General features: G+C 60.2%; 12 protein-coding genes and 1 riboswitch. Of the genes, 3 read left to right on the forward strand and 9 right to left on the reverse strand.

Annotated elements, in window-relative coordinates; all coding sequences use genetic code 11:
• Positions 1 to 32: 32 nt before the first annotated feature.
• A complete protein-coding gene (locus IEX50_RS16260) occupies positions 33 to 2,342 on the reverse strand; it encodes a TonB-dependent receptor (protein WP_157177823.1) in 2,310 nt (769 codons plus the stop codon).
• A 32-nt stretch (positions 2,343 to 2,374) separates the two neighbouring features.
• Positions 2,375 to 2,484: riboswitch (TPP riboswitch) on the reverse strand.
• A 182-nt stretch (positions 2,485 to 2,666) separates the two neighbouring features.
• Between IEX50_RS16260 and IEX50_RS16265 the strand changes: the two genes are divergently transcribed.
• On the forward strand, positions 2,667 to 3,269 hold the full coding sequence (locus IEX50_RS16265; protein ID WP_221237666.1) for a recombinase zinc ribbon domain-containing protein: 603 nt from the start codon (positions 2,667 to 2,669) through the stop codon (positions 3,267 to 3,269).
• 799 nt (positions 3,270 to 4,068) lie between these two features.
• Here IEX50_RS16265 and IEX50_RS16270 read toward each other — a convergent pair.
• Positions 4,069 to 5,064 (reverse strand): alpha/beta fold hydrolase, encoded by a 996-nt coding sequence (locus tag IEX50_RS16270; RefSeq protein ID WP_157177821.1) that lies wholly within the window; start codon positions 5,062 to 5,064, stop codon positions 4,069 to 4,071.
• A gap of 28 nt (positions 5,065 to 5,092) precedes the next feature.
• Positions 5,093 to 6,295 carry an MFS transporter gene (locus tag IEX50_RS16275; protein WP_157177820.1) on the reverse strand — a complete coding sequence of 401 codons (1,203 nt, stop codon included), beginning with the start codon at positions 6,293 to 6,295 and terminating at the stop codon, positions 5,093 to 5,095.
• A gap of 105 nt (positions 6,296 to 6,400) precedes the next feature.
• Here IEX50_RS16275 and IEX50_RS16280 point away from each other — a divergent pair, with 105 nt between their 5' ends.
• Positions 6,401 to 7,012, forward strand: a complete 612-nt coding sequence (locus tag IEX50_RS16280; protein ID WP_157177819.1) for a TetR/AcrR family transcriptional regulator — start codon at positions 6,401 to 6,403, stop codon at positions 7,010 to 7,012.
• A gap of 207 nt (positions 7,013 to 7,219) precedes the next feature.
• A complete protein-coding gene (locus IEX50_RS16285; protein ID WP_157177818.1) occupies positions 7,220 to 7,699 on the forward strand; it encodes a hypothetical protein in 480 nt (159 codons plus the stop codon).
• Positions 7,700 to 7,873: 174 nt separating this feature from the next.
• Here IEX50_RS16285 and IEX50_RS16290 read toward each other — a convergent pair whose 3' ends face one another.
• The 6 genes from IEX50_RS16290 to IEX50_RS16315 all read right to left on the reverse strand — a co-directional run bounded on the left by IEX50_RS16290 (position 7,874) and on the right by IEX50_RS16315 (position 12,517).
• Complete coding sequence (locus IEX50_RS16290) at positions 7,874 to 8,041, reverse strand: hypothetical protein (protein ID WP_157177817.1); 168 nt, start codon at positions 8,039 to 8,041, stop codon at positions 7,874 to 7,876.
• A 793-nt stretch (positions 8,042 to 8,834) separates the two neighbouring features.
• Positions 8,835 to 9,743: a hypothetical protein gene (locus IEX50_RS16295; protein WP_198350727.1), complete on the reverse strand. Its 909-nt coding sequence runs from the start codon at positions 9,741 to 9,743 to the stop codon at positions 8,835 to 8,837.
• Positions 9,744 to 9,868: 125 nt separating this feature from the next.
• Complete coding sequence (locus IEX50_RS16300) at positions 9,869 to 10,186, reverse strand: hypothetical protein (RefSeq protein ID WP_157177816.1); 318 nt, start codon at positions 10,184 to 10,186, stop codon at positions 9,869 to 9,871.
• Positions 10,187 to 10,659: 473 nt separating this feature from the next.
• Positions 10,660 to 11,034, reverse strand: coding sequence for a hypothetical protein (locus IEX50_RS16305; protein ID WP_157177815.1), 375 nt, complete (start codon positions 11,032 to 11,034; stop codon positions 10,660 to 10,662).
• Positions 11,035 to 11,193: 159 nt separating this feature from the next.
• Positions 11,194 to 11,472: a DUF805 domain-containing protein gene (locus IEX50_RS17835; RefSeq protein ID WP_373285334.1), complete on the reverse strand. Its 279-nt coding sequence runs from the start codon at positions 11,470 to 11,472 to the stop codon at positions 11,194 to 11,196.
• Positions 11,473 to 11,785: 313 nt separating this feature from the next.
• Positions 11,786 to 12,517: an SDR family oxidoreductase gene (locus IEX50_RS16315; RefSeq protein ID WP_157177813.1), complete on the reverse strand. Its 732-nt coding sequence runs from the start codon at positions 12,515 to 12,517 to the stop codon at positions 11,786 to 11,788.
• Positions 12,518 to 12,640 lie beyond the last annotated feature (123 nt).

Here is a 12,640-nt window from a genome sequence, read left to right on the forward strand (position 1 = left end):
CCCGCCGATCGTATCGCTAACCGTGGCCACGCTCAAAAGCCGCGCGACACGGTCGCGACGACCGCGGCACCGCCACCGATATAATAAGCCGGCGCCGCACCCGCGATGATCGTGCCGCCGCGCCCGACGACGTCGTGCGCATTGGTGGTGACCGCCTGGACGCCCGCCAGGACATGCGCGTCGGTCAGGTTGATCGCGTTGATGCGCAGGTCGGTACGCTTGCCGTCGAGCCGGTCCGCCAGATGCACGCCGACCGACAGGTCGAGCGTCGCATAGCCCTTGATGCTTTCGTCGTTCACGAACGTCGCATATTGGCGACCGACATATTTGCCGGCAACGCTGCCGAACAGGAACCCGTCGTCATAGGTTCCGCCGCCGCCGATCTGCACCGTCGGGCTGGACACCGCATGCTTTCCCCGCGTCGGCAGAAAGTCCCCGCCCACCGGCAGGTCATCGTCGATCCGCGCGCGCAGATACTCGCCGGAGACATAGACGCTGACGCCGCGTGCCGGACGATAATCGATCTCGGCATCGATGCCGTAGGACGTCTGCCCCCCGGCGTTCAGCGTCGAATTGACCTGCGCGCCGTCCACATCCACCACGGTCGCCAGCTGCCGGTTGCGGAACTTGTAGTGGAAACCGGTGACCGATGCCGACAGGCTGGGTCCGATGTAGCGGTAGCCCAGCTCCTGCGACACCGAATACTCGTTCTTCAGCGCGTTCGTGCCGCGCGTCGATACCACCCCGCCATAATAACTGTCATACAGCGTGAACTCGTTGGGCGTCCGGAAATTGGTCGTGATGTTGACGAACAGCTGCTGGCGATCGTCGATTGCATAATGCACCGCGGCCCGCGGCAGCGCCGCGAAGCTGTCGCTCCTGACCCGGGTCTGCGGCCCGGGCAGGTAGTTGCGGCCACGACGCAGCAGGTTGACGCCCTTGAAGCCGACATCCGCCGTCAGGCGCGGCGTGACCGCGAAACTGTCCGCCAGGAAGAACCCCTTCGTCACCGTGACGGTGCGCTGGTTCTCATAAGCGAGCAGGCGGCCGTCCGCAGTCCGGATCGCCTCGGCGCGATATCCCCACCGATCGGTCGGCCGCCCGTTGGCATCGATCATGGTGTAGGATTGGGCGACACGGTCCGTCCCGTAATCGAACCACAAACCCGCGGTGACGCGGTGCGCGCCGGCCTGCAGCGTCAGCTTGCTGACATTGCCGGTGCGGGTCTGATCACCCGTATAGTTGCCCAGCACCGTGGCGATGCCATCGACCGCGCCCGGCAACACGATAGGCTGCGCCAGTTCCTCGTTGCCGAGGTAGTTGCCGGTGGTCGCCAATTCGGTGCCATACGGTGAATTGCCATAGCCGAACTGCAGATAGGTCGTGCTGTCGAGCGTCAGCCCATCGCCGAGCACCACATGCACCGGCGCCGACGCATACAGGTTGCGGAACGGCGCGCGGTAGAGCCGCCAATAGTCGATGCCGCCCGCAACGTAGCTTGCAGCATAGTTGAACTTGCGCCCCTCGGCCTGCCACTCGGCCAGCGTGGGGCTGGGATAGCTCGACGAATTGGCGTCGTTGAACGACAGCGCCAGGCTGGCGCGGCTGCCGTCGCCCCATTCGCGCAACAGCTTGGCATCGACATGCTGGCGCGTGTCATATCCCGGACCGCGCCAGTTGCTCGCCCGCGTGTTCGAATAGGACAGGAACGCCCTGAGCCCGGTCTGGCCGATGGTCCCCGTATCGACCCGGACGAACGCCCGTCGCAGATCATAGGCGCCGACCGAAAAGTCGACGAGCGCCTGCCGCTGCGCCTTCGGATCGTCGAGCGTCAAGGACAGCAGCCCGCCCGCTCCGCCGACCGTCGGTGAATCGATGTCCACCGCCCCCTGGGCAAGCGCGATCTGGCGCAGATTCTCGGTATCGGCGAACTGCGACGGGTAGGCGTAATAATAGCCGATATCGTTCTGCGGCGCCCCCTCCAGCAGCACGCCGATCTGATCCTGTCCCAGCCCGCGCAATGTCAGGCTGGAACTCGTCGAAAGACCATAGGGGTCGCTCGACGCGACGTTGGCACCCGGCAGCAGGCTCACGAGCTGAAACGCATTCAGGCTGGGCGCCTGCTTCACGATGAAGTCGGCGGAAATCGCGCTGACCGCCCTGGCATCCGTCTGGTCGGGCAACAGCCCCTCCGGGTCGCGGTGGCCGGTCACGCTGATGTCCGCGGCACCATCGGTCGCGGCTTGCGCCCAGCCAGCGCCGGGCACCGTCAGCAACCCCGTCGCCAGCGCCAATGCGCTGCACCGAAGCCTGTATCCATCACGCGAAATCACAAACGGCATCGTCTCGGGTCCACTCCACACGGAGGGACGACGGGAGTGCCGCCAACCCTCCCTACGCCGGTATCAACCGGATCAGGTTCAGCGGGTCATGGGCTGCTGCCCACCTCTCAGCCGCGCAACAGCGGCCCCCCGGGGATGGCGTGGTCTAGGCTGAAAAGGCGTGTACGGGAAGCCTGTCCGACTTCCCAACATCAGCGAAGACGTGCCCGTGCATGATCTTCGCATCGTTGATGAGGTTGACTGGGAAGCAACCGCAGATGAGGTCGAACGTCGCAGGCAAGATCTGAGCAGCGCTTCCCCGGCCGGCCACCCCGTCAGAAATACCTGCTTAGCGGGCTCATCAAGTCCAGCTGCTGCGGCGTAATTTACGTGATCAGCGACGAGGACTATTATCGGTGTATCGGCAAGAAGGAGCGCGGAACCTGCTCGAACACCCTATCCGTCCGCAAGGGGCCGTTCGAAACAGCGACACTTGCGGTCTTACACCACGGCCTTCTGACCGAAGAGCATACGGAGATAATCGCGGCAGAGTTCGTGCGCGAGATGGCCCGGCTCTCGGCCGGCAGCGTCGACGAAAACCGTTTTGATCTGGACCAGCTCGCTGTTGTTCAGAGCGCGATCAAGACCCTGGCGGCGAACATGCTGAGGGCGGTGGTTAGCCCTACCCTGCTGACACTCCTTGCTGATCGTGAGGCCGAAGAGGATCGTCTGGATCGGCGGTTGGGTTCAAAACAGGTGGAGGTTCGAGTGCAACCAAACACCGAGTTCTCCCACTCGGCCGTCGTCGGCCTGTTCAAGACGAAGGTTGCCAATCTGCGCGAAGCGTTGAACGATGAGAGCGTCCGTGTTGAAGCCGCGAAGACGCTGGCAACGCTCATCGAGAGTGTCACGATCTACCCGGACTCCAAGGGCGGACCCGAGGCATAGGTCGTCTCAAAGATGGCGGATCTCGTCACCTTTGCCACAAACGACAACGCCGCCCCGAGGGGCGGCGTTTGTAGTTCTATAGCGTTGGTTGCGGGGACAGGATTTGACCGCTGTAGAACTCGGTTCCGACTGCTCGACGGTGCCATCGTTAGCTTGCGACGATAATGTATAAAGCGATCGAGCAACCTCTGCGATCTGTCCGATCAGGCTCGAGACTCGGCCTGGAGCCTGTTCGATATACCGGCAACCAACGTCGATCGACCGAATGAAGTAGTTCAACTGGGCGGCCTGTCAGCATATACTTTCACTGACGGTACCCTCTTATTATCGACTAGAACAGTGAGCCTCCTGATGTGAACGCCTTTACCAAGTTCGCAGTCATGGTGTCGCGAAAGTGCTTTGAATCTCGTGCGTTTCGCGAACGACATTCGCGACAGCCTCGCCAAGGGGGACCAGCCGCCCGACTCACGCTGTCGCAAAATTCAGGACATATGCGACGTGATCGCTTTCTCGTTTCTCCGTGTCTGATGGGCAGTTTCGAGAAAGTGTAATCGGGAACAGGTTTCGAGAAAACGAGTGGACCTTTGCGGTGGTCCAAAGGCAGGATTCCCATTCAACGTTCGTTTGTGGGAAGGCCGGAATGACCGCCAAGCCCCGCTGACCTCGCCATCATAGCCCATTGCTTTAGAATGCACTTGATGACCGCTGCGTAAAGCCGTTGGTGAAAGTCAATAATCGATACCACAAGTCCGGCAGCTATTTATTGATGGTGGAGTATAAAGCTGCCGGTACGTAGTCGTTAATTGGCTGTAAGGAAATTCACGACAATAGGATTGAGCGCTGCCGAGCACTCCTCGGGGAGCCAGTGTCCACAATCAGGCAGAACCTTCTTCGTCACATTGATGGCATACTCACTTAACTGTTCGCCTTGGAGCTTGCCCATGCCGCCATGGCCACCGCCACCGATGGCTAGTACCGGCATTGTCAGCTTGGTCGCGCTTAATGGCTTGTTGCGGCGAGCGGTTTCATTGAGCGCTCGGTAATATTCGAAGCTGCCATGCAGCGTCTGGGGCTTGGCATAGGACCGACCGTACATGTCGAGCAGCGCGGGCGTGAACACGTTCTTGTTTGTGGCATGCTCCTTGATAAAATGCTCGATGAAGAAGCGCTCGTGTCCGGTGACGAGCGTTTCGGGAAGCTGGTTCCCAGCTGCGAAAAAGCTGAAATGCCAAACCAGCGACTCTCCTTGGGGCGTGAAGGCAGGGAATTGGTAGAGCCGTTCATCGGGGATCGGCGCTTCCATGTAGACGAGCCGACGAATGTCGGCCTGATGCTCGACAGCCATTGGATAGGTGTTCCAGATGCCGATGTCGTGCGCGACGAGATCGAACGGCGCGTTCGGGCTGAATTGCTTCGCGAATTGGTACAGCAGCGGTGCGACATCTTGCCCCGCATAGGATTTGGGTACGCCGGACAGGCCAAGCGCCGGCAGGTCCACCGCCACGACCGTGTGGGTCTTGGCTAGAAGCGGCATTAGCTGATGCCATTCGTACCAACTTTGCCCGAAGCCATGGACGAGCAGCACGAGCGGTCCTGCACCACCCTTAAGGTAATGCAGCTTTACCCCGTCGACCTCTGCGTAGCCGGGAGTAAATCCGGCGGGCGCAGGAAACTCCTCTCTAACGGCGGGTGCGGGTGCGGGTGCGGGTGCCGCAAGTGCGGCGGGCGCGACGCTGGCGCCAGTGGCCGTCAGCGCGAGCCCCAGGGCCACTTGCTTTAATAGTGTAGTGAACATCGAATAGTCCTTCTCGTTGATACTAGGGTTACGCGTGTGCGCGTGGGCCGGGCGTGAAGCCGTGCCGGCGCGCGCCGAAAGCAATGAAGAGGGCGATCAGCGAGAGCACGAGCACCGCCCAGGAGAAGGCGCCCGCACCCGATTGATTGAGAAGCAGGCCGCCAATGATCCCGCCCGCGGCGATCGCACTGTTCCAAACCGTGGTGATCATGGCGTTGGCCAAATCGACGCCATCGCCAGCCGCATCAGCCGACGCCGTCTGAAGTTGCGTCGCAGCGCCCCCAAACGACAGGCCCCACAGGAGGATACCGGCGATCACCACCGCGGGAACCGTAGCGAAGAGGGCGAAGGCCAGCGCCACGCCTGCGAAAGCAATCAAGCTGACCAGCACCAGGCGGCGCAACATCCGATCGACCAGCAGCCCTGTCACCCAAATACCGGCAAGTGCCGCACCGCCGAAGGTAAGCAGCAGCAGATCGACCCGTCCTTGCAGGCCCGACAGAACGGAAAACGGCGCGACATAGGTGTAGAGGATATTGTGTGCGGTCATCCAGGCGAAGATCGTTGCGAGGATCGGGCGGATGCCGGGGGTCGTGAAGACGGTGCCGATCGACAGCCGCCGGTGCACCGACTGGCCTGCGAAGTCAGGCACCGCCCACAGCACCCAGGCAATCAGCAGGACAGTCGTTCCCGACATCGCAAAGAACGCCGCACGCCAGCCCACGGTCGCCCCGAGAAAGGCCCCTGCCGGTACGCCGAGCGACAGTGCGATCGGCGTCCCGACCATGGCGATCGCCAGCGCCTTGCCCTTGAGCCGGCCCACCACCATCCGGCGCGCATAGCCGGCCAGGATACCCCAGGCGAGGCCGGCCGCTACGCCCGCAAGGAAACGCACGACCAGCGTCAGCCAGTAATTGCCGGACATGGCGGTGATGGTGTTGAAGATGAGGAAGCCGATGATCGCCGCCAACAGTGTCGGCTTGCGCCGCCAGCCTTGCGTCCAAGCGGTCAACGGTATCGCGGCGATGAGCGACCCCGCCGCATAGGCGGTGACGGTCTGCCCGGCCAGAGCTTCGGAAACGCCGAGACCCTCCGAGATACGCGGCAGCAAGCCAGCCGGTAGGGTTTCCGTCAGGATGGCGGTGAAGCCGGTCATGGCGAGTGCCAAAAGCGCAGAGATCGGCAGTTGGTCGCGCTCGCCTTCCTCGCGCGCGGGTATTGGATCTGTCATTACACGCCCTACTTATGGATTGGATAGTCCATAAGTAGGGCGTGCCCGAACTGGTTGTCAATGACTTCTGGATCAGATAATCCAGAATTAGCAAAGGAGCTTGATATGGCCCGTACCGGACGTCCGCGCGGCTTTGACCGTGACGAAGCGGTTACACAGGCAATGCACCTGTTTTGGGAGCATGGCTTCGAAGGCGTGTCGCTGGAGCAGCTTCGCCGGTCGATGGGCGATATTTCGTCGGCGAGTTTCTATGCCGCGTTCGGCTCCAAGGAGGCCCTGTATCGCACTGCGCTAAACAGTTATCTCGCCACACATGGCACGGTCATGTCGGCATTACGCGATCAACGCCTGACCCCACGTCAGCGGATCGAGCAAGCCTTACGCCGCTCGGCGGAGATGCAAACCGATCCTACGCATCCGACCGGCTGCATGGTCGCACTTTCGAGTATCATTGGCTCCGAAGGAGGAGCGTCGGTTCAGGCGCTGACGAGCGCTGAGCGAGAGGCGAACCGCAAGGCGATCCTAGCCTGTGTCGACGCCGCGATCGCAGATGGCACGTTGCGGCGTGAGACAAATCCGGCTGGGTTGGCCACTTTGTTCGAAGGGCTTTTGGTTGGTTTGTCTATTCAGGCCCGAGATGGCGTTCCGACCAAAGACCTCGATGCCGGTGTGACACAAGCTCTGAACGCTTGGGATGCGAACATTCTGCGATCTTAACGAGCTTGCGCCACGGCACGCATACTGAGGTATGTTCGGCCTGCCACCTGCCAGCTGGGAACAGCACCGCTGACTTTCTCAAAATACCATCGTTTGCGAGAGAGCATCTAGCGGGCAGCCCGCTAGAAAAGTCCTCTCGCAGTCCACTACTTGGCCCCATGCACTGTTGCAAAAGTGGGGACATTCGAGACGTCCGAAACTCAGGACTTGCGCGACACGGTCGAGCAGGGTCCGAAAGCGGACTGTCCGTTAGCGCCCAGTTGCAGACATCCGGCGTTGATGCTCAATAGCTCAATGACGACGGCCTCGCTGAAACTTGCCTACGCGCTCATCACCCTCGGTGCCGCCACACGCGTTTACGTAATAGGTGAAAATGGCGGTGATCTGACGTGGCTAGCCGGAGCATACTTCATTACGACCATCGTGTTCGCGACGCTGATTGTCCGCCTGACACTCAAAGCTGTAAACCCCAAGGCATCTCTCGACGAGAAATATTTTGGCACTATCAATAGCTTATTATCTTATTGGGCGGTGGCACCACCCATTTTCTTCTTATGGTACGTTGTCCAGCATGATCTGGAGTTAGCATTGGTAGCGTTCAGCCTCAGTTCCGGCGTGTCAGCTGGCTTCTACCTGCTGAGCCGAGCTTTCCGTGTGTTCGCGCCATTGCGGCGGAGTGTCCGCTAGCCACCAAACTCCACATTTGCGAGCGGTAATGCGGACACCCGAAAGCCGCCCGTCCGCAAACGCCCAATCTCTGTCGTTCGTGTTGCTGTCGGCAGATCCCGATAGAGGACGTCCAAGATGTGGGATCCGCCACCGAGCCCTGATTGGCTGTCAGGGCTTCAGTGGCACGTGATATCACGCAACAAGTTCCTCCTTGGTGCCCAAGCCGCGCAGGAAGTCCGTATAGGTTTTCGCAACCCAGCCGACATTGTCCCAATCGTAACCCGGCGTGCCGAAGTTCTGGACCTTGATCTCGTCCAGGAATAGCACCTGCCCGTAAGTCGCGGCGCGAAGGTCGAGCATGATTGTCGAATGCCCCCGCCCGCCATTGAACGGAACTACCCCTTCGGGTACCCGACGCGTCACCTCTCGGTCGACTGGGTGAGGCCGACGCAAAGAGCGCAGGGACCGGAGAATGCTGGCACCGTGCGGCGTGAGACGCGAAGTGTACATTATCACGGCTCGGCTCGGAAACTCGCAGTAGAACAAATCCGTACCCGCCCTTGGGATTGCATCGAAGCAGGAGACTTTAAGGCGAATTCCTTGTAGTCCCCAGGCAGTTTTGCCCCTACCTCCGCCTCAATCGATGCAAGCGTCTCGGGCGAGGTCTCCTCGTAGTAATAAGACCCTAGTGTTCGATACTCGTCCCACATCGCATAGACGTACGGATTAATCGATTTTAGATCCATGTCTCTGCCTCAACACAGCTTGGTCTTCTGAATCGAACGGAAGCAGTTAGAGTACGGCATCGTGTGCAGCGCTGTCCACCGTAGCGACTCGGCGGTCTTCCAGATGATGCAGGTCGCATCCCTAAAGCTGCCGATCTCCTTTCCACACCTAACCAGCCGTTCGTCGTTCGTTCTTGCCTAGCGTACGTAAAGCTCACTTCCGTGCAGTGCCCCCTATCTGTCTCGAATACTTCCATTGAAGCGTGGCCACGAGTGCTTGAAAGGATAGACTCCAAGTGGGTGACGAAACCGAACGCTTATTGCAACGACTATTGGATGAGCGCAAGCCCGAGTGATTATGCAAGTTGCCGAGGAAGCGGTTGTGACCATGACTCTATTTCGAACATGGCAGGCCCAGTATAGCCGAACTAACCGCATGCCCATTCGACGCGCATGCTCTTGAAGTCGAGTTGAGCGTTGCCGCCACCAAAATTATAGCCGCCCAGATGCTCTTCGAAACCGACGTAAAATGCCGAGAAATCCTCTGGCACCGCCTGGATCGGGCGCATCGTGCCGCCAAGATGGTTGGCGGTATGATCCTTGGCCCAGTCGTGGACGCGGTAATTGTCCGGCGCGATCGTGTCGTCCAGCCAGTAGTAATGCGCGCGATAGCCCGTGTCACCCGGCGTGTCGTCGTACAGCTCGCGTGGCGCGAGACCGGCATTCAAATCCCCCGATCGAACGTTCAGGGTCAGCGGTCGGTGCAGGCGTAGCGGATCGGCGACGTCGGCGACGTCGTGGTGCCCCTCGAACCGGTCGAACGACAGCATGCTGCCCTGCGTCGGCCAGGCGGGGCACTCACCCAGCAGTTCGGGCGGAACGGCCGGCACAGGTGGCAGGCAACAGGCGCCGTCATATTCGGCCTGACCGAGCAGCAGCACGGCGTAGCCATAGTCGAGGATGTCGCGCATCCGGTGGACGCGGGGATGCACCTGCCGGGTCAGATCCCACAGGGCTGCCAGCGCGGGATCGTCCGGTCGCGCGCCGCCGGGACGATCGACGATCGCTTCCGCCGCCAGGTTGCGGTCGCGCGGACCGCCATCATTCCCTTCCGGCGACGTCGCAATGAACGAGAAGCCCACGATCTCCGGCCCGTGCACGCGCTGGTCTTCGGTCAGCTTCAGCGTAAAGCCATGCATCAGCGGCCGGCGGGTGATCGGATCGAGCGGCCATTGTTCGGGCGCGATCCCCGGCGGCAGGCCGAAGCACCAGCCATCCGCGCGCCGGTCTGGCTCGCCCATGGTCCGCTCGCCGCGCGCGATATTATAGGCGTGCATCAGCATCTCCTGCCGGATCGTTGATCCCCGACGAAACACTGACACCAACATAGTCAGAGAAACGGTTCGGCGATGACGTGGTCACATCGGGTCTCCGTGCTATGCCGTGTCGAACCTCAGCGACATCACCGAGACGCCCCGGTTTTGCGTTGCCTGAGGTCAAAGTCGCCGTCACCCCAAACGCGCTGCGCGGCAACCATACCGAGCGCGCCCAAGACCAGCACGACGTCCATGATGATCGAACATCCGATGCCCTGCAATGCCCCGCCGATAAAGCCGACAACGCCGCGGGGATCACGCTGCAGTCCTTCGACCGGCATCGCACCCATCGCGCCAGCGATCCCGAGCAGGAGTGAAGCCGGCATCCAGAAGCAGGTGCTCAGCGTGATGCCAATTCGGCAGATCGTGCCGAACGTGAGGTCGGAGAGGCGAACGTCGGCCATAGCGATAGGGTCCTCACACGCGAATTGGTCACAGGCAAACCATCTATTGCGCCGCAACCATTCTCCCAAAAATCAATCAATTGTGAGAAGGAATCCAGCGGGGGAGTTCGCCTCGAAAGTTTCTTCATTCTACGATCTGGCAGCATGCCAGTATCGCAAAAGCCCCGACATTCAAGACGTCCGAAACTTAGGACATGCGCGACATCGGGCTGCTGGCATGGCTGCAGCAGCTACCGGCCATTTGTGGACATTCACGTGGCTGCCCCGAGCGCGTTCTCGCTGAACGATCGAGACGGGATACGAGAAGGCGTCTGCCTTTCTGTTTCCCTATTCGTTCGAGGCGACAATCGTTCTTTCGATCGCCTTGGCCTGTCCAAAAACAAGCGAAGCTCGCTGCCCTTCGTCAGGCCAGCGAGCTTCATATTCAACCTGCGATCACCACCGTGCTCCGCTTGGATCGGTAACCGACCGCCTTAGCGGCGGTACTGCCGGCCATAGCGCTGACGGTCATTGCGCTGGCGACGAATCTTTGAGCCAGCACGATCCTGTCGGTTGTCCAGACGAGCACGTTCACGGTTCGTCAGCCGACCCCCACTCGAACGCATCCGGTCTTCGGCGCGAGCGATGTTATTTTGGTTGCGCTGTAGACGGTCCGCCTCGCGCCCAGTGATCTGACCCGAACGGACACCCCGGTCTATCCGCTGCTGCTGATTGTCCTGGCGGCGGTTGACTTGGGCATCGGCTGGTGCCGCCGCTGCGACAGTTGTGAAACCTAGCGCCGCCAAGATAAGAAGTTTTTTCATTTTTTCGTCTCCAACCTTACGAACTTCAAAAGATGATTGGTTCATCGGCTTGCCGGGCTTACAAAATACTGAACATCCCGTTCATTTTGAGTTAAATTTATCTCGACTTGATTATAAGCTGGTCGGGTATTAATTCGGTTCGTTCGATTGAGGCTAGGGGTGTGGCTAGCCCGTGCTGACCAGTCAACTATCGTCATTTGTCGACTATGTAACCTTCGGACTGGGGCCAAAGCGGTTGGATTCTTTGTCCCCGTGAAGCAAGGTCGGGACAACCACGATCAGCCCTCCAACGATTGGGATCAGGTTGAGCAATATGAGCCAGCCCGGCTTGTTCGTATCGTGTAGCCTCCGCACCGAAACCGAGATCAACGGAAGCAGGAGCACTAGGAAAACGAGGCCGAACATCGAGGTGAAGAACCGGTCCAGCCCATTGAGTCCGGTTGTGCGCATCAGCGTGATGATGAGGTAGGACCCCACCAACACGGCTATGTGAAAGCCGGTAAACTACCAATATTCGTCCCGGCGTTAGCCTGCTCGACCTGATGCAGGAACTGGTCGACTGGGTGTCGACGAACTGGGATCGCGTGAAGGTGGCGCGCGCAGCACAACGTAGGTCGTGAATTTTCCTCCGATGTGGTTTATGTAGCAAATATCGGATAGGCTTGTATCTCCAAGAGACAGCTTCCCGCTTCTCGGCGTTTGCGGAAAATCGTCTATCGCGCATCTTGCCTCCAAAACTATTCTTCCAGTCTACCACCTGGAACCATGATACTGTCGTAAAAGCGACAGAGAGAGGCTACGATTTCAACAGGGCTCCGCCATCTACCGGTACGACCTGCCCCGTTACGTAGTTATTGAGCATAACGTACACGTAAGCCATTGCCGTCTCGTTAGGATGCGCAGCACGGCCAGTTGGCAGCTGCGTGACGAATGACTCCAGCATCTCCTCGGGCATGGTCTTCTTAACCTGCTCCGTCAGCGTTATTCCGGGTGATACGATGTTGACCCGAACAGGCGCGAGATCGATCGCGAGACTGCGCCCAAGATGCTCTATCGCCCCGGCTACCGCAGTTACCATGGGCATCCCCTTTACCGGACGCTGAGCGAGCACGCCGCTGGTCAGAGTGATCGAGCCGTCCAACGCGATTGTTTCTGCGCTGTGTTTCGCCGCAGAGAGCGCTCCCCAGAAGCGGACGTCAAAGCCAGACTTCGCTTTGCCAAGGTCGATGTCGCTGATCGGTACCGGGGCACTTTCGCCCCAGTCCCCGGCGGTCATGACAAGGTGGTCGAAGTGACCGACCTGCTTGAAGAAAGCGGCCACCGAACCTTCGTTTCTGAGATCGACGACGTAGCCGCTGGCGCGAGGAAGGCGGCCGACCGCGCCATCGACGGCATCCTTGCGACTGGCACCGATAACCACCTCAGCTTCCAAGGCAGAGGCGAGGTCCGCCACGGCGAAACCGATCCCTGTGGTGCCGCCGATGATGACGATGCGCTTGCCGGTGAGTGCCATAGGGTTGGCGGTCATGTTAATCTCCTTCACACTGCTGATCGGCTTCGGACAATAGACACCGAGCTGCCGGCCGAGCTCGTCGCCGCGCCGGGCGCCTGATGTTGTCCCGATCGCTGAACGCAATATATATGAAGCTTG

It is taken from the genome of Sphingomonas prati (assembly GCF_014643515.1).
Classification (GTDB): Bacteria; Pseudomonadota; Alphaproteobacteria; order Sphingomonadales; family Sphingomonadaceae; genus Sphingomonas_R; species Sphingomonas_R prati.